This is a genomic window from Sphingobium sp. BS19, assembly GCF_027925545.1.
GTDB lineage: Bacteria > Pseudomonadota > Alphaproteobacteria > Sphingomonadales > Sphingomonadaceae > Sphingobium.
In genome coordinates this window covers 42892-67860 of sequence record NZ_BSEF01000015.1, presented here as the reverse complement: position 1 = coordinate 67860, position 24969 = coordinate 42892, and the positions used below count along the sequence as shown (strand labels likewise).

Genomic DNA, 24969 nt, shown 5'->3' with positions numbered 1-24969 from the left:
CATGAAGCATGTACGACTGACGATTGCCCTCGGCTTCGCCGCCTTGACTGCCGCCTGCGGTAAGAAAGCAGAGACGCCGGTCGCGGCCGAGACCAACCAGACGGCGCCTGCCGCCGCAGCCAAGAGTGGCGACATGGGCAATATGGGGATGGCACCGGCGGCCACTGCGCCGATCATGGCCAAGGGTCACGGTACGGTCACCGCCATCGACAAGGCCGCGGGCACCATCACGCTCGACCACGGCCCGATCCCCGAAGCCAAATGGCCGGCGATGACCATGACGTTCAAGGCGGCGCCTGCGGTCGCCGGTGCGGCAAAGGTGGGTGAGAAGGTCGATTTTGACCTGACACTGACCGGCAGCGCCGGTGAAGTGACGGCAATCGCTAAGCAGCCCTGACAAAAATGCGTCTGGCAACCTGCGCCGGCGCTATGCTCGAGAAGAACGATAACGCGCTCCTCATACGGACGCGTGCTGGGTGGGAAGCTATGAGCTCACTGCTCGCGCTGACGTTGAATCAGCCGTCACCTCTGTCAGGCAACATCTACATCATTGGCTCGTGTTCGCGGTGCGCGTTGGATGGACGCCGTTTTCGCAGAAAGAAATGTTCGAAGGCGAAGACGGCTCCGATCCCTCCAAATGCGATCCACAAGATAGCAAGGTCCGCCTGGCCCTTGACCCAAAGGAACGCGCCCAGCACCACAAGATCGAGAACGATGGCGGACACCAGGATGATGGGGTTTGCCTGAACCTCTTTGCGGACATGGCGCAGCACGCCCCAATGCACGATGATGTCCATTACGAGGTAAAAAACCGCGCCGAGCGAGGCAATGCGACTGAGGTCGAAGAAGCCTGCAAGCAGCCCTGCAAGAATGGCGGTAAATACGAGCGTATGCTTTTGCACCGATCCCGGCATGCCGAAATGGCGATGTGGGATGATCTGCATCTCGGTGAGCATGGCCAGCATGCGCGATACTGCGAACATGCTCGCGATGATGCCGGATGTCGTCGCGATGACCGCGATGATGACCGTGAAGCCCATGCCGTAATTGCCCAGCAAAGGCCGCGAAGCTTCAGCTAGTGAATAATCCCTGGCCGCTATGATTTCAGGAATTGACAGGCTAGCGCCTACGGCGAGCGCGACAGCCATGTACACCACCACGCAGATCCCAAGCGAGATGACGATCGCGCGGCTGACATTCTTGTGCGGGTCTTTCACTTCTCCTCCGCTGTTGGTAATCGTGGTAAAACCCTTGTAGGCGAGAATGGCCAGGGCGACCCCGGCGAGAAAACTTGCTGGCCCCCGCTCGCCCACCGAGCCGCCTCGCACCGAGCCCAGCGGGAGGTCCGAGATCCATAATGCGGCCAGGGCGAAGATCAGAATCCCACCAATCTTGATCGTCGCCGTCACTTTCTGAAGCGGGCCGATGACGGTGTTGCCCGCAATATTCACCAGGAAGGCGAAGAACACCAAAGCGACTGCGAGGATGGGTACGAATATGCTCCCGCCCTCGACCGAGAAGAGCCTCATCGTGTAGGCACCGAATGTGCGGGCAACGAGGCTTTCGCTGATAACCATCGACACCGCCATCAGCAGAGCTGCGGCCCCGGTTACTGTGCCCTCGCCATAGGCCTTGCGAAGATACATCGCGATGCCGCCGGCAGACGGAAAGGCATTGGACATTTTGATGTATGAATATGCACTGAAACCGCTAATAATTGCCGCGACCAGAAACGCCCATGGAAATAATGCGCCTGCAGATTGGGCGACTTGTCCAGTGAGGGCAAAGATGCCCGCCCCGATCATTACGCCCGTGCCCATCGCGACCGCACCGGTAAGTGATAGGCTGTTTGCCTCATACTGCGTTTTCATGGGTCTGCTTTCTGCGGAATGGCGCGGTGCCGAAGACCCATCTACTTGAGGCCTATTTCGGCCCAAAGAATACATAAAAGGAACATTCCGATGGGAAGCGAGCAAGGTCTGACAGACGATGAGAATCCGGGTGCGTGGGATGCAAGCCATCCAGGGCACGCGGAGCTTGTCCAAATGCGCATCAGAGTGATTGCGTTAGAAAACCTTGTATTGGCCCTCTTGGCTCAATCGGACGAGGGGGTCCGACAGAAGGTTCGAGAAAGAGCAGATGAAATACATCCGCGGGACGACGCGTCCGAGCACCCGCTGACGGAACATGCGAGGACTGAAATGCTGAAACTTCTAGCTCGCGCGGAGCGCCGCAGTAGTTAGCAATCCCACAGTGGCTGCTATGAACTGCGACGAGCGCGAAGAATTCCTCCTACTTCCAGCACTGGCGCGAAGCCGCCGCCCGGCGTGCGCATATTGGTCGTTTGCCCTTGATAGAGACGCGCCGCGGTCAAGAGAACGGACCCGTTGTAGGTGTAGAGCCGCACATCGATCTTCATGTCCAAGATTTCGCCATCACGGTCCACACGCCGGACGCTCGGAGGCGCATAGGCCTGTGCAATATAATCTCCGGCGGTGATTTGGGCCCAGACGTTGCGAGTCAGCTTGGCTCCGCGATAGGCGGCCTTGCTGCCATAGCCCCGCGCAGGCTTGAAAAACAGATTGCGGCGGTCGGCCCAAAGTTCGGCCGCATTATCGCCCGTTACGAGCACTGTCTTGGGCACTGCAGATTTGAGAATTCCGACCGCATCTGTCGGCAGGCCCCACTCCGTGAGAAGGTCTGTATCCGACAGCAGCGAAAGATTGCGCTTATCGGCAAACAGCGCATGAACGTGAGGGTTTGGCGTAACGACAACGTTGCCCTGGAGATAGGCGCTTCGCAGTGCCGCGTGATCCGGATCGTCGAGCGCAAAGTCAACTAGCCGGTTATAGACGAGATCGATGTGGCGACCGTCCACGGATAGTCCGTCATCAGAAACCACAAGGGCTTTCGGGTCTGCGATGACGGCTGCGATGCCATGCTTTTCGAGCGCCGCCTTCGCCAGCAGGAATTCGGGATAGAGATGTTGTTCCAGGGGGTCATCGTCGATGATGGCGATCAACGCCGGGCGCCCACGGCGTCCTTGGCGCTGCCACTCACTCTCGAACATGGTCACGATCTCAAGATCAAAATCTGGCTTTGGACGATCCGGGTCGATGACCACATCAGTCTTGAAACAGCAGGCATGCTGCGCCTTGGCGAGGGCCGCGTTCAAGAACGCACCGCCGGCGTTGGTATTGATCTCGATGAGAGCGGGGCCGGCTTCGGTGAGATGAAAGTCATAGCCCATCAGCGCGCCGATGGGGCCAAAATCCGTGGCAGCGGAGGGCGGCGCCCATGCGAGCGCTGCGGCACGGAACAATGGTCGCGCGGCAGCGGCCTCGATGGCGGAGACTAATGCCCGCATCGCAGTCATTGTCTCTGGCGCCAGAAAGACCGGCGAGCTGGCGAACAAATATGGGTGCGACGCCACCAAACGAGCACCAAACCCTTCTAAACCGGTGTCTGAATCGAGCGTCTCCATGAGCATTGCGCGGTCAAGCGTGATGCAAGAGCAGGCTGCATTTGCAAGCAAAGCTGCTTGGCCTGCCTTCGACACTTCTTTCATTCTATTTTCCCTGCTCAAAGTCAGATGCGATGTCCGTTGCCTTCTGCTGCGCGGTGGAACGCCAGGCTACTCCGGCAGATGCGAGCGGGGTCCATGCCCAAGCAACTGCTGGTGGGCGACCGCCGGGCTGGGTGCGAGCTCAAGCTTCATGAAAGACATAAAACAATCGCCTCGGTGACCTGTCTCGTTTCTCGCACATCCCGGACGCTGACCGTGTCGATACCGGCCTCGTGAACTGCATAGTCGTTGCCGCCCGGGTAGAGGGCATCACCGATAAAGATCATCTCCGACGCAGGAATGCCCGAAGCTGTGGCTAGTTTGGCCATGCCATAAGCCTTGTCGATCCCCTCGCGGGTGATGTCGACTGAGGTCGATCCCCCAACGCGCACCGCAAAGCCGGGAAGGAGCGGGAGGAGAGCTGCTTGCAGCCTCTTCCGTTTGGCGAAGTCCGGATCCCACGCTTCCTTCGCTTCCAACGGGGCCTGCTGGCCGAGGCCCGAAAAGGTAATCTGGCTCCCTCGGTCCTCGATCTTTTCGCCCCAGCTTTGGGCGTCGTCGAGCCCCTGGGCCGTCATTGTTGACGCGAGCGCGCCAAGGATGCGCGCACGCTCATCGTCAGCGAACAGTTCGGCATAGACCTGCTCCCATCGTCCTCGATAGCGATAGAGCTTGGTGCCAGAAGCCGGGAGGAGGAACAGTCGATCCAGATTGGTGTCCTCAGGCAGCTTGCCCACCAGTTGCTGCGTGAATTGAGGCCAATCTCCACCTGAGATCACCGCTACCGCCGCGACCTTCATGAGGCGTACCAGCAGAGCCGCGGTTTCCGGATCGATCGACTGCTTGCTTTGCGCGAGTGTCCCGTCGAGATCATAGGCGACAAGCCGCTTCATCGTTCGATACTCGCCCGCATTATTGAAAACCTGCCTTGCAATCTGCATCGCGGCGAACATGGCCAATCGACTGAACGTTGGGCAGAATCGGAATCTACGCACAAGCTCCGACAGCGAACGTCGCGGGCGCTTGTGCGTAGATTCCGTCCCTCGTCATCTCGCTTGCAGGTCTGCATATCGAATTAACTGCCGCAATTCACACGAACATTCAGCCACCCTGCGCGAGTGCTGGCAATCAGACGAGGTTTCACAATGACACAGTACATGTTCGGCTGGGGCTGGATTCTCTGGCTCGGGTTCATTTTCCTGATGTTCTCAAGCCTAGGCAACTGGAATTATGCTTACCGCGCGCACCGCAAGGTCGATGGTTCATCGTTCAAAGATGCTCTGAGCATCCTGAAGGAACGATATGCGACTGGCGAACTGACGCGCACGCAATACCTGGAGATGAAGTCTGACATTGCTTCCGATTAAGACGCCGCGGGGCCTGGATTAAATTGCTTCCGCCATTGGTGGAGTAAAGATCTTCACTCAAAGATTAATAATCGTTTGATCGATAACGTGTGACCGAGGGAGGATAAGATGAGATCTGATAACGGCTTTCGTTCTATCCTTATCTGGGGAACGACTTTCAGTCTGTTCCTTCTCATAAGCTACGCCGCATGCATCGTGTTTGGACTTTTGGCCCCCGCAGGCCTCGAAATGCATCGCGCGTGGGGTCCATGGTTGCCTGGCTTTGAATGGTTGACCCTAAGCGGTGTGGCCGCAGGCGGCGCGTGGTGCGTCGTTTACGGCTTCTGGGCCGCATTGCTTCTGGTCCCACTACGCCGCCTTGTCGGCAAGGTATTCGCGGAGGCCGGTAAAGAGACATAATTTCCGAACCGAGGTATCGAGGCAACGTTTGCCGAGAGGGCTATGATAACCGCATCCCGTTCCCCATCATCTGCAAAGTGAACCAAATGATCGACGCACTGGTCACGCACTCTCCGGTCCTCCTTGAGCCCGACCCAACACGCGTCGTGATCCGCCCGTTTACCCCGGCAGACGACGACGTCGAAGTCGCCGCTACCGGTGGCACCCGCGCGCAGCGGATTGCCGACCGAATACTGGCTCTCGATTCCAACGATATCGCCGAAGAACTGAACGGTGTTGTAGCAAAGATGAGCGAGCACCACCGTGATGTCAAAAGCGTCCTGCTGCGACGATTTCACGACGTCAACGGGCTGTCGATTGCCCCTACGGCGGTCAGTCCCGATCAAGCGCATCTGATCGGCGCCTATTTCAGCGAGGAGTATGCGTTCGAGGCGGCTGCCCTGTTCAACCCGAGTATCGTTCCGGCGCCGGACCAGACGGGTATCCCCGAGGGTGCGTTGCGCTTCATCCTGTCGCTGCGCGGCGTGGGTGAAGGACATGTCTCTTCGATCACCTTCAGGACCGGAGTGCTGAACGCCGACGGCTCGATCGTCGTCGATGCGCCGAGCGAACTGGCGATGTCGCCCTGCATCGAGATGATCCCCGGCGGCGCTCCTGACGATCCGGGCGTTCGGCTCACATGCGAGGATAGCCACGACCTATCCGAGATCGTGATCTTCCCCGTGACCTTTTATCAGCGGCACGGAATCGAAGATTTGCGGCTGGTGAGGTTTGTCGATGACGATGGCCACGTCACCTATCTCGGCACCTATACCGCGTTCAGTGGTGACAGCCTTCGCGAAGAAATACTGCGGACGACCGACTTCAGGACGTTCGACCTGACCGCACTTGGGGGGAGCGGTGCGCGAGCCAAGGGCATGGCGCTGTTCCCGCGCAAGATCGCCGGCCGCTACGCAATGCTGGGGCGTCAGGACCACGAGAATATTTGGCTCCTGACCTCGGATGATCTCTATCGCTGGGAAGGCGGCGCAAAGTTGGTGGCGCCCCGCTGGCCTTGGGAATTCATCCAGATGGGCAATTGCGGATCCCCCATCGAGATCGACGAGGGCTGGCTGGTGTTAACGCACGGCGTCGGCTCCGTCCGGACTTACTGCATAGGTGCGTGCCTGCTCGACAAGGACGACCCATCCAAAGTCCTGGCTCGGATAACTGTCCCGCTGATCCAACCGAGCGAAGCGGAACGCTACGGCTATGTCCCCAATGTCGTCTACAGCTGCGGGGCGCTGGTCCATGGCCGGATGCTGTTGCTGCCGTACGCCATCGCCGACAACGCCACGACCTTTGCTACCGTCGGGTTGGACTCGCTGATCGCAGCGATGACATAAATGAGTGAGGAACCGACCCGAACCCTGATCGCCGGCAACTGGAAGATGCACGGATTGCGGGCCCAGCTAGACGAGATCGACGCCATGGCGTGCTCGGTGCGCGAAAGGCCCGGTAACTTGGATGTGCTCGTCTGCGTTCCGGCGACACTGATAGCGCGTGCGGTACAAGCGGCTGACGGCCTGATCGCAATCGGTGGAGAGGATTGCAGCGCCGAGGAGGCGGGTTCGTTCACCGGTGACATAGACGCCGAGATGCTGCGCGATGCGGGTGCGACGAGCGTGATCGTCGGCCATTCCGAGCGCCGTCGCTGGCATCACGAAACCGACGCGATCGTCGCCGCGAAAGCGAAAGCAGCATGGCAGCAAGATCTGGCGACGATCATCTGCCTCGGCGAGACGGGGGCGCAGCGCCGCGATGGCAATGCGCTCAAAGTCTGCGGAGAACAGCTTGCAGCAAGCTTGCCCACCATCAAGGCCGGAGCGCGCATCTCGATCGCCTACGAACCGCTCTGGGCGATTGGATCAGGGGAGATCCCGACGCGCGACGACATCGTTGCGGTTCTTGGACATTTGCGTGCTGCATTGGACACGCGGTTTGGCAGCGCGGCGCGGTCGATCCGGATGCTCTATGGCGGTTCGGTCAAGCCCGGTAACGCGCGCGAGATTCTCGACACGCCCCATGTCGACGGAATGCTTATCGGCGGCTCCAGTTTGCTGGCGGTCGAATTCAACGCGATCCTCGACATCGCGCGCGAGCGATCGCCAGCGGTTAATTGCCCACTCGCGCAGGACAAATTGTCATGAAAATTCATCTCAAGGACTATTGCGTTGCCGAAGGAGAGGACATCGATCTCAAAAAGCGGCCGACCAGGGTGGATCCGGTTTACAAGTCGAAAGAGCAGTACAAAGAAATCCTAGCCACCCATGTCGAGGATCTCAGCGAGCTGCACCGGATGCACTATGCCTCGAGTAAATACGCCGTCCTGATTATCTTCCAGGCGATGGACGCGGCGGGCAAGGACGGTGCGATCCGGCATGTGATGTCGGGCGTGAATCCGCAAGGATGCCAGGTCTTTAGCTTCAAGCATCCCAGTGCTGCCGAGCTCGAGCATGATTTCCTGTGGCGCACCACGCGCGACTTGCCCGCACGGGGGCGGATCAGCATCTTCAACCGCTCCTATTATGAAGAAGTGCTGATCGTCCGCGTGCATCCTGGCATTCTCCACGCCGAAGGCATACCCGACGCGCGGCATCACGACGCACGGCTGTGGAAGGAAAGATATCGGTCAATCGTCGACCTCGAACGGCATTTGCACGCGAACGGCACCCGCATCGTCAAGATTTTCCTCCATCTGTCGAAGGAGGAGCAGCGCCAGCGCTTTCTCGCGCGCATCGACGAGCCAGACAAGAACTGGAAATTCAGCCTCGCCGATCTCGAGGAGCGCAAGTTCTGGAAGGAGTACCGAAAGGCTTATGAGGAGTGCATCGGCGCGACGAGCACCAAGGACTCGCCATGGTACGTGGTGCCCGCCGACGACAAGGACAATGCGCGGCTGATCGTCTCGCAGATCGTCGTCGAAGCGCTCAAGGGGCTGAAGGCGCACTATCCAAAGGCGACAGACGAAAGGATAGCGCAACTACAGGTGATCCGGGCGGACCTGACGGCCGATACGTGATAGCGGCGGTGGCTAATCCTCCGGGACGAAAATTTCCAGCAACTCGGCATGGCCATCCGGCCGAAAGCGGCATGATCCGGCTGCGGCAGGAAGCAGAAGGACAGCCCCTTTCATCATCTCAAAATCTCGGCCACCATACTGGACTGCGCCGCCACCCTGCACGCACACCAGCACTGTTGGAGCGTCGTCGATCCCGACATCAAGGCTTTCGGAGCTCGAGATATGCCACGCGCGAAAATGGGCACAATCGAGAACCCGCTCTCGCCGAACCGGCATTGCGGTCTCGACAGTGGGCGTGACCGGCCGGATGATTCCCTGCCGCATATCGATACATTGCAGTGCCTGATCGATTTGCAGTGGGCGCGGACCGTGAAGTTCGGGGTCGATATGATCCCAGTCGTACAGACGGAACGTGATGTCGCTGTTTTGCTGCACTTCGAGAACGACGATCCCATCGCCGAGCGAGTGAACGGTGCCGGCCTCTACGAGCACGTTCTGGCCCGGCTCCGGGTTGAAGCTGGCGAGGCAATCGTCCACGGTGTTTATGGACAGCGTCCGCAAGGCCTCGGCCGTCACTCCGGGCTTGAGCCCGGCATAGACACGCGAAGTCGGCTCAGCCTCGAGTACGATCCAGCCTTCGGTCTTGCCGGTCTCGCCTGCAGGGATGAGATCAGGATAGGCGTCAGATGGATGGACTTGAACCGACAACATGGCCGAAACGTCAAGGAATTTCAGCAGTAAGGGGAATCGTTGGAACCGTGAGGACAATCGTCCCAGAAGATAGCTTGGCGACTGACTAATCAATTCGGCGATTGTTTGGCCCTTGAGAGGGCCTTGCGACACGCGGCTTGGATTGTCTTCGCGATCGCTTAACAGCCATGCTTCGCCGATCGGTCCCTCACCGGGCAAGGGCTGATCGATCCAGTCGGCCAAGCGCCGGCCGCCCCAAAGCCGATATTGACTGATCGGGTCGAACCGTAGCGGATAGATGGGCAGATCGGCCATGTCAGAGGCTTTCCAATTCACACCGCGATTTCAAAAGTCGCCCCGAAAGTCGGCGTGACGGTTATCGAAGATGTTTACGGACGGGCGACCCTGGCGGATTCTTCGGCTCGCGGTAGCCTCGGATAGTACGCAGCGGGTGCCTGTGGTTGAGTAATTTCCGACCCTGCTGCAAGACGTTGAGAGCCTTTATAGCTGCTGTTTCAGGCTCGAAGTGCTCGCCTTACGATCCTAAGTGGAATGGCTGATCGAGGGAAATTGGAAAGCTGTCGCGTGCCGCACCCACCAATCAGTCATCCTCGCGCTTCTGAAGGACCTTCGAATGAACGGCAGTCTAAAACCGCCTGAATCCCTTATTCATGATGCGGCCGCCGAGGCGATAGAGACACCCGACGTGATCGGATCTGCTGAACGCCGCCAACCGGAGTCGGTGCCGGTCGGCGTGTCTCCCCCGGAGCTAAGCGCATGTGCCGGCGCGCTGGTCGCAAGCGGTAAGGGCCTGCTGGCAATGGATGAGAGCAATGCCACCTGCAATCGGCGCTTCGCCGCGCTAGGCATCCCCCAGACGATCGAGATGCGGCGCGCATGGCGGGAACTACTTATCACTGTACCGGGGCTGGGTGCCAGTATCAGTGGCGCAATTCTTTATGACGAGACAATCCATCAACGCGATCGCGAAGGCCGGCCGTTCGTTGACCGTCTGGTCGATGCCGGCATAATTCCCGGCATCAAGGTCGATATCGGCGCCAAGCCGCTCGCGCTCCACTCGGGCGAGAAGATTACCGAAGGCCTTGACGGTCTGCGCGAACGACTGGCGGACTATGCCGCCTTGGGCGCGCGGTTCGCCAAATGGCGCGCCGTGATCGGGCTCGATGGCGATCACCCAAGCGGCGCCTGCATTCGGGCCAATATGCAGGCGCTCGCCCGCTATGCGGCGCTGTGTCAGGAGGCCGGCATTGTGCCCATCGTTGAGCCGGAAGTGCTTATGACGGGGGTCCACACGCTCGAAAGATCCAGGTCCGTGACCGGCGAGGTGCTCGCCGCGCTGTTCGAGGAACTGCATGTCCAGGGCGTTTTCTTCGAGGGCGCCATCCTGAAGCCCAATATGATTCTGCCAGGCCTTAACTCACCAATACAGCCTCCTGTCGGAACGGTTGCGGCGGCAACCGTCGAAAGCCTGCTGCAGCATGTTCCGCCCGCTATTGCCGGCATCGCCTTTCTATCGGGCGGCCAATCGCCCGAACTGGCCTCGGCGCGGCTGAACGCGATGAACGATGGCACGATAAGCGATCATCTGCCCTGGCCGCTGGTCTTCTCGTTCGCGCGCGCGATCCAGCAACCGGCGCTCGACGTCTGGCGCGGCAAGGACGCCAATGTCTCGGCGGCACAACAGGCGCTCCTGCATCGCGCAAGGTGCAATAGTGCCGCGTTGCGCGGTGCGTACGATACGGCGATGGAACGCGATGATGGCCATCTTGAGGCCTCGCGATGACCGGGAGAACGCCATGACGCCGATAAACGGCGCCAACGCTACGCCGCTAGACCGGAAGCGTGGCGTTGAAGACCCCTTGCGGGTCTATCTGGTACGTCACGGCGAAACACCGTGGTCGCTGACGGGGCAGCATACGGGTAAAACCGACATCTCCCTGACACCGCATGGCGAGGAACAGTCTCGCGCGCTCGCGTCGGTGCTGGACGCCGTCGCGTTCGACCACGTGCTGACCAGTCCGGCCGTGCGCGCACGGCAAACCTGCGAGCTGGCAGGCTTTGCCGGGCAAGCGGTCGTCGACGCCGATTTTGCCGAATGGGATTACGGCGAGTATGAAGGCAGGCGCACAATCGATATTCGCAAGGTTCAACCAGGCTGGAACGTATTCCAGGACGGAAGCCCGGGCGGCGAAAGCGTGCGCACCGTAACTGCGCGGGCCGACCGCGCGAGTGCGTCCCTGCGAGCGCTATCAGGCACTGTCTTGGTTTTCTCGCATGGGCAGTTCGGCTGCAGTCTCGCCGCGCGCTGGATCGGATTACCCATCGTCGAGGCACAGCATTTTGCGATCGATCCGGCATCGATCAGCGTTCTGGGGTTCAACCCGGCCCATCCCGAGCTGGCGGTCATCGCACATTGGAACCACGTGCCTGCCATGATGGCAGATGAGGCGCGCAGGGTGAGGGTCGGTGCATAGAGGCCCCAAACCGCCATGGCGCGCGCTGTTATCGATAGACAGCGAGCGGGGATGGGCGTGGTATTGGTTAGAGGGTCGACCGGGCTGGCCCGTCTGATCGTGCCGGATTCGAGTATATGGGCACGACGTCAGCGGCTGTTGGGACCGGGCTGCCGAACGGCGGATTCACGCTCCTGGGAACCGCGAGGAGCGGAAGGCGAAACGGTGTCCGCATTGTCGCTTCAATGTGCCCGGAGCATGGAAAGGTGAGGACAGGCGACACGAGGGCGGCCACCACCGGTTCGGGATGCCCGCTGTTCGCCGACGCGATCATCAACTGTATCGCCAAAGCTTGCGATCCGACAGTCCAGGAGCTGTTCTCCGTCGCTGCGCGGATTTGGACGGATGGTGCGGCAGAACGGTCGGTCTTTGATTGGGACAGGCTGCCAGCCGAATCTGCGGAACGGCTCATGGCAGTGCGTGCGGCTCAGTTCGCCTTGTGCGGTAGTCCAATGGTCCGACTTGACGATCCGTCCGTTTGAGAAGGGTCATTCAGGAAATAAACAGGCAATGCCGATCGTTGAAGGACCTCGCCTGCGCCTGCAAATGGCCCGCGCCGGCATCGCGGTAGCGCTGCTACGCGATCAACCTTCTATATCAAACATAATCGCTCGGCATCGGTAGGGACCAGACTTTTCAATTGCCCATCTCCTCGGCCGGCGCTGCGGCTGAGGAGAGACACAGACAAATGGCAGAGGCGAGCGTCGTTGTGGTGCTTCAAACTCGGGTAGTTTCCGAACCTCGCGTGCTGCTCGATCGAACGTTAGAGTGGTCGCCGACCGATGCAGTAAAAGTGGTTTTACCGACTGATGCGTGCAGATCGTCGTTCAGCCACTGATCGGAATGCTGTCGACGGCGATCAGTGCCCGGTCGTGATCGCGCCGCACTTGTCTTGGAAAAAGGGAACCGACGATGCACATAGCAGCCCCCCAGGCGCTCCACCAGCTCGGCCAGAGTCTGTGGCTCGACAATATCAGCCGCGGGTTACTCGATAGCGGCACGCTGAAGCGCTATATCGACGAGCTTTCGGTGACTGGCCTGACATCCAACCCGACAATCTTCAATAACGCGATTTCGCGCAGTTCCAACTACGACGCCGACATCCGGCGGCAGTTGGATCAGGGTGCCACGGGAGAGGACATGTTCTTCGACATTGCGATCCAGGACTTGCGCCGCGCGGCGGACCTGTTCGCACCGGTCCATGCGAGCACGGCAACAGTCGATGGCTATGTGTCGCTCGAAGTGTCGCCCCTCCTCGCCTATGACACCGGGGCAACGATCGCGCAGGCCGAAATGCTACATGCGAAGGCGAACAGACCGAATTTCTTCATCAAAATTCCCGGCACAGCGGAAGGCTTGGCGGCGATCGAAGAGTCGATCTTCGCTGGTGTGCCGGTGAACGTTACGCTCCTGTTCTCTGCCCAACAGTATAGCGCCGCCGCCGATGCTTATCTCAAGGGGCTTGAGCGGCGGGTCGATGCGGGCTTGCTGCCCGATGTGCGATCCGTTGCCTCACTGTTCATCAGCCGCTGGGACGTGGCTGTAGCCAAAAATGTGCCGGTCGAACTGCGTAACACGCTCGGCATCGCGGTCAGCAAGCAAACATACAAAGCTTATCGCGACCTCATGGAGAGCGATCGGTTTCAGCGGCTCGTCAATCTCGGCGCGCGGCCACAGCGACTGCTGTTTGCCAGTACCGGCACCAAGGACGAGGGCGCATCGGACACGCTGTACATATCCGGTCTGGTCGCACCTAATACCGTGAACACGACGCCAGAAAAGACTCTGCTAGCCTTTGCCGATCACGGTACGGTGACACAAACGCTAGCCCGTGACAGCGGCGATGCGGAACGCGTCTTGCGGGCCCACACGGAGGCGGGTGTCGATCTTACGGCCGTCGCCCGGCAACTTCAAACCGACGGCGCCACGGGCTTCGTCGATTCATGGAACGAACTCCTGAAGGCGATCGATGAGAAGGGTAAGGCCCTGGCGTGAATTGTCTGCCATGTTCGAATGAGGCGAGGGCTACATACTCGACGCCGTCAACCAGGGCTGCAACCGCAGGACATTCGCTCGACTGGGGAATGGGGCGGTGCCCAAGGGCACTGCACAGCAAACTCGGCATTGTTGAATATCATGCAATTGCCTCTTTGGCCTTCGACGGGGCTGCCGCCACAGCAGGCGTTGCATTCTGGTCTGGCTTGTCGTCGGGCCCGCGAATACCCGCTAGCTTCGTGCGCTTGAGCAGCAGGGCGTTGATTGCCACGACGGCCGAACTGCCCGACATCGACAGCGCCGCGATCGCGGGGCTGAGAACGAACGGGTAGAGGACGCCTGCGCCGAGCGGAAACGCGATCACGTTGTAACCCACCGCCCACCAGAGATTCTGGTGCATCTTGCGCAAGGTTGCGCGCGACAATTCGATCGCAGCAACGATGTCGTACGGATCGCTTTTCATGAGCACCACGTCGGCGCTTTCCATCGCTACGTCCGTCCCGGCGCCGATGGCGAAGCCAACATTCGCCTGGGTAAGCGCAGGCGCATCGTTGACCCCGTCGCCGACCATTCCGACCTTTTTACCGGCGTCCTGGAGCTCCTTCACTTTCTCGGCCTTCTGACCCGGCAGGACGTCGGCCATAACGCTGTCGATGCCCAAGTCTTCGGCGATACGCTTCGCGGTACCGGCGTTGTCGCCGGTCAGCATGACCACCTCGATACCGCGCTCGCGCAACTTGGCCACGGCTGCCTTGGCGGTTGGTCTTGCGGCGTCGGCGATGGCGATAAGTCCGATCACCTGACCGTTCTGAGCCACATGGACCACGGTTCGGCCTTCGCCCTGCAGCCTTGTGGCCTCGGCCTCGAGGGCTCCCAGACCGAGCTTCTGCGTATCCATCAGCAGCCGATTGCCGAGAAACACCGTGCCGTCGGCGGTTTCTGCCCGCGCACCCATGCCGCTGATGCTCTTGAATCCGGTCGGCGCGACGATCGAAAGCTCCCCAGCACGGGAGATGATCGCCTGCGCAAGCGGGTGGGCTGACCCCTGTTCGACGGCAGCGGCGGCGAGCAGCAGCGCATCTTCCGTGATGCCTTCTGCAGTCACCATTTCCACGACTTCGGGCTTGCCGACGGTAAGGGTTCCGGTCTTGTCGAAAACGATGACGTCGAGCTTGGTGGCATCCTCCAACGCTGACGCATTCTTGAACAATATGCCGTTCGTGGCGCCCATTCCGGTGCCTATCATCACCGCCATCGGCGTGGCGAGCCCCAAGGCATCGGGACACGCTATGACGAAAACGGTGATGGTCAGCGTCACCGCGAACAGCAGCGGTTGCCCGATCCACCAGAACCATACCGCAAAGGTCGCCAAACCGATGACGATCGCGGCGATGACCAGCCACTGGGCGGCCTTGTCCGCGAGCAATTGCGACGGGGCTTTGGAATTCTGCGCCTCCTGCACAAGCTTCACGATCTGCGCCAGCGCTGTATCGGCACCCACCTTGGTTGCCTTGTAGCGAAAGCTGCCGCTGGTGTTAATCGTCGCGCCGATCACCGTAGCCCCCGGGCCCTTCTGGACCGGCATCGATTCGCCGGTCAGCATGGACTCGTCGACAAGCGATTCGCCTTGCTCGACGGTTCCGTCGACCGGGATTTTGTTGCCTGGCCGGATCACCACGATGTCCCCCGCCACGACTTCGGCGGTCGACACTTCGACTTCTTTACCATCGCGAAGGACATTGGCCTTCGGTGGTGCGAGATCCATCAGCGCGGTAATCGCTGTCGAGGCCCCTGAGCGGGCGCGCATTTCCAGCCAGTGGCCAAGCAGGATGAAAACGAGCAGTACGGCAACGGCCTCGAAGAACTGGTCACTCTTGAAAAAGAAGGTGGCACCGACGCTGAACAGATATCCCGTGCCCACCGACAGCACGACCAGCACCGCCATGTTGAGCACGCCATTTCTGAGCGCACGCCAGGCGGCGACGAAAAACGGCCAGCTTGGATAGAGGACGGCGGCAGTGGCGAGGAAAAACAGCCAGAGATTGAGCTGCAGTCCAAAAGGCGGTGAGGGCGGTGCAAAAAGCCCCCCCATTGGGGCGTAAACAAAGATCGGTACGCTGAACGCCAGGCAGATCCAGAAGCGGTTGCGCATATCGCGGACCATGGTCGGCAGATCCTTGCCCCCGCCATGACCCATCTCATGCGCCATTTCCGCTGACTTGGCGGGCTGTCCGTCGGACGCAGCGTGCCCCTTGTGAGCTGCGGAATTAGGCGCCGAGGGGGCAGCAGCGGGCTTGGGGTCGGAAGCCGGGGCAGCCTCCTGCGGCTTCGGTTCAGAAGCGGGAACGGTCGCCGGTGCGTCCGGCGAAGGCTTCGGTGTAGAGGGTGGCGCGAGCGTCGCCGATGGAGAGGCCGGCGCTGCAGCGTCTGCTGGCCCCTCTGTTGCTTGCTTCGCCGAGGGATCAGCGGGCTCATTTGCGCGTAAGTGTATCGCCGATTTGATATCGCCAACCTTGAGCCGGGTTTCATCGTAACGCACCGTGGCGCTTCCTGCAGCGTAATTCACCGTGACGCTCTCGACGCCTGGCACGTCGCCGACCCGCGATTCCACTTCGTCCAGACTCAACACAGCCAGCATGTCATGGACTTCGATCACGCTCGTTTTCATGGTTTTTCCTCCGGCCGCATCATCGCCCGCTTGCCTGGTTAAATCTCCGGTGCATTTCCCAACTGGTCGTCACTGATTGGCACCTGTTTGACACACATGCTTTGGCAGTAGCTCGCCGTCACAAAGATAGCCGCACGCCTGTACCTTCGTCTGGATTTCCCGGAGGCTTGCAAGCTGGTCGTCATGGGTCACGGTTGCGCTACCGCTGACGTAGTTGACTTCGACCTTGTTGATGCCCGGCAGTTTCATGAGCTGTTTCTCGACGCCTCGCGCGCTCAGCACTGAGAGCATCCCGCCTACTTCAACGATGCTGGTCGTCATGGCTGCTTCCAATCAAATTCTGGTGGGGTCGTGCTGGAGCCGCGGCGATCGTGTAAGAGGCTCGCTTGCGGGATAGTTTGATCAGGAGCGTGCCCGGCTCACCGCGCTGTGATTCCCGAACTGCGGGTCTGGTGGAGTGCGTATCGATCATTGGCACTCGCTCCATTGCCAGTCGCGAATTTCCGGCATGTCCTCGCCGTGCCTGTCGATGTACTGCCGGTGCTCGACGAGCTTGTCCCGGAGCTGCTGCTTCAGGTAGATGCCCCTCTCGCCGGTCTGCGGCAGGCGGTCGATCGCATCGATCACGAGATGGAAGCGGTCCAGGTCGTTCCGCACCGTCATGTCGAAGGGCGTGGTGATGGTGCCCTCTTCCTTGTAGCCGCGGACGTGCAAGTTGGCGTGATTGGTGCGACGATAGGTGAGCCGGTGGATCAACCAGGGATAGCCGTGGAAGGCGAAGATGACCGGTGTATCTTGCGTGAAGATTGAGTCGAAATCGATATCACTCAATCCGTGCGGGTGCTCGATTTCCGGTTGCAGCTTCATCAGGTCGACAACGTTGACTACCCGGATTTTGAGCTCGGGAAGATGTTCGCGCATGATGGAGACGGCAGCGAGCGTCTCCAGCGTGGGCACATCGCCGCAGCAGCCCATGACCAGATCGGGCTCCGCGTCCTGGTCGTTGCTGGCCCAGCCCCAGATGCCGATGCCTTCGCTGGTGTGATTGACCGCCTCATCCATCGTCAACCATTGCGGCGCGGGGTGTTTGCCTGCGATCACAACGTTTACGTAGTGGCGGCTGCGCAGGCAGTGATCCATCACCGAGAGCAGGCAGTTTGCATCTGGCGGGAGGTAGACGCGAACGACTTCGGCCTTCTTGTTCACGACATGATCGATGAACCCCGGGTCCTGATGCGTGAAGCCATTGTGGTCCTGGCGCCAGACATGGGAGGCCAGGAGATAGTTGAGCGAAGCAATTTTTCGCCGCCAAGGGAGATGGGCCGTGACCTTCAACCACTTGGCGTGCTGATTGAACATCGAATCGACGATGTGGATGAACGCCTCGTAACAGTTGAACAGTCCGTGCCGCCCGGTCAGCAGATAGCCCTCCAGCCAACCCTCGCACTGGTGTTCACTGAGCATCTCCATAACCCGTCCCGCGGGAGCCAGAAACTCGTCGTTCGGCTGCGTCGCTGCGTCCCACTGCCGATTGGTCACCTCGAACAGCGCTTCCAATCCATTGGACAACGTTTCGTCAGGGCCGAAGACCCGGAAATTGCGCTGCTCGCTGTTCTGTTCGGCCACATCGCGAAGGAAGGGACCGAGCACACGCGTGTCACCGATGCCGCGCACGCCAGGAGCGGGTACATCGACCTCGTAGTCGCGGAAATCCGGCATGCGCAGGTCGCGAAGGAGAATGCCGCCGTTGGCATGGGGATTTGCGCCCATGCGGCGCTCACCTTTGGGTGCAAGTTCGGCCAGTTCCGGGATTAGAGCGCCCTGTTCATCGAAGAGCTCTTCGGGGCGGTAGCTGCGCAGCCAGTCTTCCAGCAGTGCCAGATGCGCGGGATGGGTAGCCGGATCGGAGAGGGGCACCTGGTGCGACCGGAAGGTGCCTTCGATTTGTTGGCCATCGACCACCTTCGGTCCCGTCCATCCTTTGGGCGAATTGAGGACGATCATTGGCCAGCGTGGACGCTCGAGCTTGCCGTGGGCGCGGGCATCCTCCTGGATTTTCTTGATCTGCTCCACCACCGTGTCAAGCGTCGAGGCCATGGCCTCGTGCATCAGCCCAGGCTCGTGACCCTCGACGAAATAGGGGGTCCACCCGTAGCCGCAAAGCAATTGTTCCAACTCTTCGCGGGTGATGCGAGCGAGGATGGTCGGATTGGCGATCTTGTAGCCATTGAGATGCAGGATCGGCAGCACAGCGCCGTCGGTCACCGGATTGAGGAACTTGTTGGAATGCCATGCGGTGGCCAGGGGTCCCGTTTCCGCTTCGCCATCGCCAACGACGCAGGCGACGATGAGATCGGGATTGTCGAACACTGCCCCGAACGAATGGCTGAGCGAGTAGCCCAGTTCGCCGCCCTCATGGATCGAGCCCGGACATTCCGGCGAAGCATGGCTGGGTATTCCACCGGGAAACGAGAACTGGAGGAAGAGCTTTTGAAGCCCGGCTTCATCCTGGCTGATATCGGGATAGATTTCGCTATAGGTGCCTTCGAGATAGGTGTTGCCTACCACCGCCGGGCCGCCATGGCCCGGTCCGGACACATAGATCATATCGAGATCGTACTTTTTGATGACCCGGTTCAGGTGCGCGTAGATGAAGTTCTGGCCAGGGGTCGTCCCCCAATGTCCGAGCAGCATCTTCTTGATATCGGCGAGCACCAGCGGCCGCTTCAGCAGTGGATTGTCGAACAGATAGATCTGGCCGACCGAAAGATAGTTGGCGGCGCGCCAGTAGGCGTCGATCTTCTTGATCAGTTCCGGCGTCAGTGTGGCGGCTGTCATGATCTAGGCTTCCTGAAGTGAGGTAAGATCGAGCAGGCGAACGACCGACTTTGCGATCATCAACTCCTCGTCGGTGTGAATGATTCTGACCGTGACGCGACCGGAGCCCGGCGAAATCAGCGGCGCATTCTTCGCATTGCTTGAGTGGTCTATTTCAATGCCGAGAAAGCCGAGGCCTTCGCAAATCCGCTGCCGGATGACCGGCGCGTTTTCGCCAATGCCGCCGGCAAAGACGAGCGTGTCGAGCCCGCCAAGCGCAGCAGCAAAAGAACCGATCCACTTTTTCGCCTGGTAACAAAACATCGCCACTGCTTCGGCCGCACGAACATCATCGGCTTCCTGTGCTAGCAAATCGCGCAGGTCGGAGCTGAGCTCCGAAACGCCAAGCAGCCCGGAGGCGCGGTTCACCATGTCCTGAAATTGCGGCGCATCCATTTTCTCGGTACGCGCTAGGTAGGACACCAGTCCCGGATCCAGGTCGCCAGAGCGACTGCCCATCATCAATCCAGACGTGGGAGTGAAGCCCATGCTGGTGTCGATACTTTTGCCATCGCGCACGGCGGCCAGGCTCGCGCCGTTGCCCAGATGGGCAAGGATCACGCTGCCGCCTGTCGCCGCAGGATCGCCGAGCCGTTCAAGCTCCTCCATGAGGAATTTGTAAGACAAACCGTGGAAACCATAGCGGCGAACGCCCGCCGCCTCGTAGCGTCGCGGGATCGGCAGAAGGGTTGCGACCCTTGGCATGGTGCGGTGAAAGGCGGTGTCAAAGCAGGCCACCTGCGGCACTGCCGGGTGGCGTTGCCGAAACGCCTCGATCAATTCGATCTCGAGCGGCAAATGGTCAGGATCATAGGGCGTGATGCGGTGCAGTTCATCGAGGAGCTCCGGCGTGATCCGTTCCGGTTTGTTATGGGTCATGCCATGCACCACCCGGTGTCCCACGGCTTTAAGTGAAGCGAATGCCGGCTGCGCGTCGAGCCAGTCTGCGAGAAGCGCCACCGCCGATCCCTGATCACCGAGTTCGATGGTGCGAGCATCGCTCTGTCCCCCGGTAGTATCGGTGAAGGTCAAGTTGGTACCGCTTTGACCGATACGATCCACTTTTCCATGCAATCGCCGCCGTAGCGGTCTGTCCGCGCCATACAGCGCAAACCGAATGCTCGAAGAGCCGCCATTTATAGTCAGAAAAGAGTACAATTCGCGGTCTTCCTCGATGTCTCCGTTCGTGGGCTTGTTCACTCCGGTTCGACTGAACTTCGCAACTGCGATACGTGGGTGATAGGCATCATGAGCCTAGGGCGAAACCGTTGGGGAGGTAGGGTCGGAAACTACTCAAAATGCCCGGCCAACGGTTGTGCCAACTTATTGCCGCACAATCAGATAGAGATCCGCCAAGAGCCCTACCCGAGAACATCATGATCGCGGCTTGGACGAGGGATTGTGCCAGCCGATGCCGGCTTCCAAAATCGCGTCGGCCTCTTTGGGTCCCCAGCTTCCGCGAGGGTAGGGTTGAACTCGATCATGCGTCTCCAGCACAGGAGCGACTGCAGCCCATGCGGCCTCGACTGCATCCTCCCGCGCGAAGAGCGCGCCGTCACCGGCCATGGCGTCGCCCAACAGGCGTTCATAGGGCGATTCCTCACCCGGCTGCTCGTCGAACAGATAGAGTTCTCGTTGGTCGCCGATAAAATCCTTGCCGGCGCGCTTTACGCGCGCAGCGAGCGCGATCGCGGAATTGGGTGAGATGCGAAAACGCAGATAGTTCGGCTCGGCCAGCGTCGCGGCATCGGCGAACAGTCTGTGTGGCGGCGCCTTCAGTTCGACGACGACTTCGGTCGCCGTCGCGGCCAGGTATTTCCCGGAGCGCAAATACCACGGCACGCCTTCCCACCGCCAAGAGTCGAGGAACAGACGCACTGCACAGAAGGTCTCGACATCGGACTCTTCGTCGACGTCCGGCTCCTGCCGGTAACCGGCGTACTGGCCGCGCACGACATCGTCTGGTGCCAGCGGACGCATACCCTCAAAGACTTTGGTCTGTTCGTCATGGACGGCGCCAAAATCCCTCCCGGCCGGCTCCTCCATTGCGAGCAACGCAACGATCTGGAAGAGGTGGTTCTGGATGACGTCGCGCAGGCAGCCGGCGGTCTCGTAGAAGCCGCCGCGGTCTGCGACACCGAAGTCCTCCGCCAGCGTTACCTGGACGCTGGCTACGTGGTCGCGATTCCAGATCGGTTCCAAAAATGAATTTGCAAATCGAAAATACAGAATATTCATGATCGCTTCCTTCCCCAGGAAGTGGTCGATCCGAAAGATTGCGTCCTCTGGAAATACCGCCAGCGCCGCACGATTGAGCTTTCGGGCTGAGGCGAGATCACGTCCGAACGGTTTCTCGACGATGACGCGAGCGCCGTCGGCCAGATTCGACGCTCCCAGCCCTTCGATGACCGTCTCGAAGAGCGACGGTGGAATCGCGAGATAGTGGGTGGGACGATGCGCCGTGCCCAACGCACTCTTTACAGCCACGAACGTGCCAGGATCCTTATAGTCTCCGCTCACATAGCTGAGCTGAGACATTAAGCGGTCCAGAGCCGACCGATCATCGATCTCGCCGGAGAGAGATAGGCTATCAACGACCCGTTCGTGCAGATCGGCCATACTCCATTTCGGCAGGGCGACGCCGACGATTGGTACCGTGAGATTGCCGCGCTTCGCCATGGCATAGAGCGCCGGAAAGATCATCTTATGCGCAAGGTCGCCCGTTGCGCCGAAGACCACCAGTGCATCGGATGGAAAATCGTTCACGCGACCGCCGCCGTCTCGCCGCCGGCCTTTTCCTCATGTCCGCCGAATTGGTAACGAAGCGCAGACAGGATCTTGTCCGCGAAATCATCCTCGCCTCTGGAACTGAAGCGTTGGTAGAGGGCGGCGCTGAGGACCGGAGCGGGAACCGCCTCGTCGATGGCTGCAGCAATCGTCCAGCGACCTTCGCCCGAATCCGACACTCGGCCGGTAAATCTCGCTAGATCCGGACTGTCGAGAAGGGCTGCTGCGCTCAGATCGAGCAGCCACGAGGCTATGACGCTGCCTCGGCGCCATACCTCGGAGATGTCGGCAAGGTTGAAGTCGTAACGGTAGTTTTCGGGATCGCGCAGCGGTGTGGTTTCGGCATCGACGTTTCTGGTGCGCGTGCCGATGTCAGCGTGGCGAAGGATGCTCAGTCCCTCCGCATATGAGGCCATGATACCGTATTCGATACCATTGTGGACCATCTTGACGAAATGACCAGCGCCGGTCGCGCCACAGTGGAGATAGCCATGTTCGGCGGTGCCCGATCCGATTTCGCGACCGGGTGTCCGGGGTGCCGCATCGATGCTCGGAGCCAGAGCGGCGAAAACTGGATCGAGGCTTCGCACAACACCTTCGTCCCCGCCAATCATCAGACAATAACCGCGATCAGAACCCCAGATTCCGCCGCTCGTGCCGACGTCCACGTAGTGAATGCTCTTTGTTTTGAGCGCGGCGGCGCGGCGGATATCGTCACGATAATAAGTGTTGCCGCCATCGACGACCACGTCATCAGACTCGAGGAACGGGACGAGGCTCGCCAATGTCTGGTCGACCGCCGCTGCCGGCACCATCATCCAGATTGCGCGCGGCATTTTCAGTTGGTGAGCAAAGTCCTCGAGCGATGTCGATCCCGTCGCGCCTTCCTGTACCAGCGCGTCCACCGCTTTCGGGTCCAGGTCGTACACCACGCATTGATGGCCTGCTTGCTGAAGGCGCCGGACCATGTTGGTCCCCATGCGCCCAAGTCCGATCATACCTAGTTCCATGTCGTCATTCCCTGGTTGAGGAGTACCTCGTCACCGGTAGTCGCGAGCGAAGCGCTCATGATCCATTCTTGTCGATCTCGAGTGCCCGCACTTTGATCAGGCGGCGTTGATGGCGCGGAGCGCCCGTGAAATGAGCGGCCAGAAACGTCCCGATCAGCTCGAGAGCGAGCGCGGATCCAATGACCTTCCCGCCCAGGCAAAACACATTCATGTCATCATCTTCGACGCCCTGATGGGCCGAAAAGACATCATGAATGAGGGCTGCGCGCACACCGGGAACCTTGCTCGCCGCTATCGAGGCTCCGACCCCGCTGCCGCATAGCGCAATGCCGCGCTCGACCTTATTCGCGGCGATGGCGAGGGCCATCGGAATGATGAAGTCGGGGTAATCGTCACTGGCATCAAGGTGATGCGCGCCGAAATCCACGACCTCGTGTCCGAAACTGCGCAGAGATTCTGCCACCTCCTCTTTCAGCGCAAACCCGCCATGGTCGGCTGCGATTCCGATACGCATCACGCTGTCCTTGTTGCTCCGCGATCGATAGGCTTACCTCGGCCCGAGGGCCGTTCGTGCTGTAATCATGACTTGGCGCACGCTGCTCGCAGCCGAGCACCGTTCCGGATATTTTCGATTTCGGTCGATGAAATCCCGAAGGGGTCGAACGAGATCGTGATCGAGAAAGCGCGGCGTGAGGGATCAGGCATTAGCCGGTTCAATCCCGTAATAGTTCAACAGCGCATCTTCATCAGCTTGACCTACCGTTATGGAGGCATCGTATGCCGGAGCGCCTTTGACAGTGTGGCGATCAGCGTCGAGACTCACCAGTCGGCTGCTCCAGTCAATTTCTTTCACGGAGCGTGGAGAGATTAGAACCTTCTTGCCGGGCCACCAGTTCTTCGTGTCAACGACAAGGTAACCGATGCTCCAATCGACATCCTGGACAAGAAAGTCCTCGACATGGCCGATCAGGCCGTCGCTTGCATGAATATCGTAGTGAGTAACTGCTTTGACGCTGCGCAGATGAACGTCGTCATGGCTGTGGGCGGCATTGACGGTTTCCGTTTTGCTCCGCGAACCTGGCAAGTCCGGTACCGAACCGGCCAACTCACCCGCGTACGCGGAACCGCCCAGGAAGCCGATGCCGCCCAAATAGCCATAATCCCAGTATGGGCTGTAGCCGTAGTAACCGTATATGCTGGCCTCCATCTGCCTCGACACTGGTCGCTCGGTATCGACATCCGGACTGTCTTTGATCTGTTGCATTGTCAGTTTCACCGAGCATTCTTCGTGCACCTGATCGAGATGCGCCAAGGCCGTGGATGGCAGGAGGACTTTGCGGCCGGATAGCCAGCCGCCTGTTTCGACGACCAGCCAGCGCACGTGCCAGGTTGCGTCGTCGAACAGGAAGTCGCTGATCGACCCGATATGTCCGTCGCTTCCCGAGATGCTGTAGCCGTTGATCGCCGATGCGTTCCACAACATTGCAGATTCCTTTTGCGGTTCTACGGACATTCCGGCCCGATGCTGGCTCGACCATCACAAGAAGTCGAAGTCACCGAAATTGCGGGCAACGACGACCAGTGGCGAGTGTCAGCCGAACCAACCGGGTCAGCTTTAACAAGGCCAAGATAAGGTGGCGTCGATGGCCGGTGTAGGGTCGGAATCTACCCAGAACCAACTCGCCAAAGCAGTGCTCACCATGAATGGTTGCTGTGATTGAAGGCGTGTAGCCCCGAGCAGTTTGGGTAAGCCGAAGAGATTGTAGGCGGCGGCGGCGAAGGTGAAATACCAGCCGAACTCTTGCTCGATCCGCTTACGGACAGGCAGGCTGGCGGCATAGCCGTTCTTCGAGAAGGTTGAGGAGTATCTTGAAGATGTAGTGCGCCTTCGAAAATTTCTCGCGCTCTGATCCGACGGCCCAATGGGTAGTTTCCGAGTCTCCCACAACGTAGGCTTTCCCCCTTATATGAAAAACCCTTCCCGGTCAGCGCGTTCCGGGCATCTGCGCTTTGTCG

20 protein-coding genes and 1 pseudogene are annotated in these 24969 nt (G+C 59.9%); 8 read left to right on the top strand and 13 right to left on the bottom strand.

Features of this window, described 5'->3' with window-relative positions:
- Position 1: 1 nt before the first annotated feature.
- The gene (locus QMG56_RS16910; protein ID WP_281823534.1) at positions 2–397 is read left to right on the top strand and encodes a copper-binding protein; all 396 of its coding nucleotides are present in this window, start codon (positions 2–4) and stop codon (positions 395–397) included.
- A gap of 145 nt (positions 398–542) precedes the next feature.
- Here QMG56_RS16910 and QMG56_RS16905 read toward each other — a convergent pair whose 3' ends face one another.
- The 3 genes from QMG56_RS16905 to QMG56_RS16895 form a co-directional block, all read right to left on the bottom strand.
- Entirely contained in the window at positions 543–1871 is a 1329-nt protein-coding gene (locus QMG56_RS16905) for an APC family permease (RefSeq protein WP_281823589.1), read from the bottom strand.
- Between the two features lie 389 nt (positions 1872–2260).
- Complete coding sequence (locus QMG56_RS16900) at positions 2261–3484, bottom strand: hypothetical protein (RefSeq protein WP_281823532.1); 1224 nt, start codon at positions 3482–3484, stop codon at positions 2261–2263.
- Between the two features lie 230 nt (positions 3485–3714).
- The gene (locus tag QMG56_RS16895) at positions 3715–4458 is read right to left on the bottom strand and encodes an HAD-IIB family hydrolase (protein WP_281823530.1); all 744 of its coding nucleotides are present in this window, start codon (positions 4456–4458) and stop codon (positions 3715–3717) included.
- 252 nt (positions 4459–4710) lie between these two features.
- Between QMG56_RS16895 and QMG56_RS16890 the strand changes: the two genes are divergently transcribed.
- The 4 genes from QMG56_RS16890 (at position 4711) to QMG56_RS16875 (ending at position 8392) form a co-directional block, all read left to right on the top strand.
- Entirely contained in the window at positions 4711–4932 is a 222-nt protein-coding gene (locus QMG56_RS16890; RefSeq protein WP_281823528.1) for an SHOCT domain-containing protein, read from the top strand.
- Between the two features lie 485 nt (positions 4933–5417).
- Positions 5418–6716, top strand: a complete 1299-nt coding sequence (locus tag QMG56_RS16885) for a glycoside hydrolase family 130 protein (protein ID WP_281823526.1) — start codon at positions 5418–5420, stop codon at positions 6714–6716.
- Entirely contained in the window at positions 6717–7520 is an 804-nt protein-coding gene (gene tpiA, locus QMG56_RS16880) for a triose-phosphate isomerase (protein WP_281823524.1), read from the top strand. It abuts the gene before it with no gap.
- Positions 7517–8392, top strand: coding sequence for an ADP-polyphosphate phosphotransferase (locus QMG56_RS16875; RefSeq protein ID WP_281823522.1), 876 nt, complete (start codon positions 7517–7519; stop codon positions 8390–8392). The genes tpiA and QMG56_RS16875 overlap by 4 nt, the downstream gene beginning before the upstream one ends.
- A gap of 12 nt (positions 8393–8404) precedes the next feature.
- Here the strand turns inward: QMG56_RS16875 and QMG56_RS16870 are convergent, their stop codons facing one another.
- Positions 8405–9397: a type I phosphomannose isomerase catalytic subunit gene (locus QMG56_RS16870; RefSeq protein ID WP_281823520.1), complete on the bottom strand. Its 993-nt coding sequence runs from the start codon at positions 9395–9397 to the stop codon at positions 8405–8407.
- A 319-nt stretch (positions 9398–9716) separates the two neighbouring features.
- Between QMG56_RS16870 and QMG56_RS16865 the strand changes: the two genes are divergently transcribed.
- From QMG56_RS16865 to tal, 3 genes are all read left to right on the top strand, one after another.
- Entirely contained in the window at positions 9717–10886 is a 1170-nt protein-coding gene (locus tag QMG56_RS16865) for a class I fructose-bisphosphate aldolase (protein ID WP_281823518.1), read from the top strand.
- Positions 10887–10899: 13 nt separating this feature from the next.
- Complete coding sequence (locus QMG56_RS16860) at positions 10900–11577, top strand: histidine phosphatase family protein (RefSeq protein WP_281823516.1); 678 nt, start codon at positions 10900–10902, stop codon at positions 11575–11577.
- 951 nt (positions 11578–12528) lie between these two features.
- Positions 12529–13611, top strand: a complete 1083-nt coding sequence (gene tal, locus QMG56_RS16855) for a transaldolase (protein ID WP_281823514.1) — start codon at positions 12529–12531, stop codon at positions 13609–13611.
- Between the two features lie 139 nt (positions 13612–13750).
- Here the strand turns inward: tal and QMG56_RS16850 are convergent, their stop codons facing one another.
- The 9 genes and pseudogenes from QMG56_RS16850 to QMG56_RS16810 all read right to left on the bottom strand — a co-directional run.
- Positions 13751–16279: a cation-translocating P-type ATPase gene (locus QMG56_RS16850; RefSeq protein ID WP_281823512.1), complete on the bottom strand. Its 2529-nt coding sequence runs from the start codon at positions 16277–16279 to the stop codon at positions 13751–13753.
- 69 nt (positions 16280–16348) lie between these two features.
- On the bottom strand, positions 16349–16600 hold the full coding sequence (locus QMG56_RS16845; protein ID WP_281823510.1) for a heavy-metal-associated domain-containing protein: 252 nt from the start codon (positions 16598–16600) through the stop codon (positions 16349–16351).
- Positions 16601–16747: 147 nt separating this feature from the next.
- Positions 16748–19117 carry a phosphoketolase gene (locus tag QMG56_RS16840; RefSeq protein ID WP_281823508.1) on the bottom strand — a complete coding sequence of 790 codons (2370 nt, stop codon included), beginning with the start codon at positions 19115–19117 and terminating at the stop codon, positions 16748–16750.
- A gap of 3 nt (positions 19118–19120) precedes the next feature.
- Positions 19121–20356 (bottom strand): acetate/propionate family kinase, encoded by a 1236-nt coding sequence (locus QMG56_RS16835; protein ID WP_281823506.1) that lies wholly within the window; start codon positions 20354–20356, stop codon positions 19121–19123.
- A 174-nt stretch (positions 20357–20530) separates the two neighbouring features.
- Entirely contained in the window at positions 20531–21895 is a 1365-nt protein-coding gene (gene zwf / locus QMG56_RS16830; RefSeq protein WP_281823587.1) for a glucose-6-phosphate dehydrogenase, read from the bottom strand.
- Between the two features lie 23 nt (positions 21896–21918).
- Complete coding sequence (gnd, locus tag QMG56_RS16825; RefSeq protein WP_281823504.1) at positions 21919–22953, bottom strand: phosphogluconate dehydrogenase (NAD(+)-dependent, decarboxylating); 1035 nt, start codon at positions 22951–22953, stop codon at positions 21919–21921.
- 55 nt (positions 22954–23008) lie between these two features.
- Entirely contained in the window at positions 23009–23467 is a 459-nt protein-coding gene (locus tag QMG56_RS16820) for an RpiB/LacA/LacB family sugar-phosphate isomerase (protein ID WP_281823502.1), read from the bottom strand.
- Between the two features lie 183 nt (positions 23468–23650).
- The gene (locus tag QMG56_RS16815; protein WP_281823499.1) at positions 23651–24436 is read right to left on the bottom strand and encodes a PRC-barrel domain-containing protein; all 786 of its coding nucleotides are present in this window, start codon (positions 24434–24436) and stop codon (positions 23651–23653) included.
- Between the two features lie 252 nt (positions 24437–24688).
- A pseudogene (locus QMG56_RS16810) lies at positions 24689–24796 on the bottom strand (IS5/IS1182 family transposase); the annotation flags it as partial.
- Between the last annotated feature and the right edge of the window lie 173 nt (positions 24797–24969).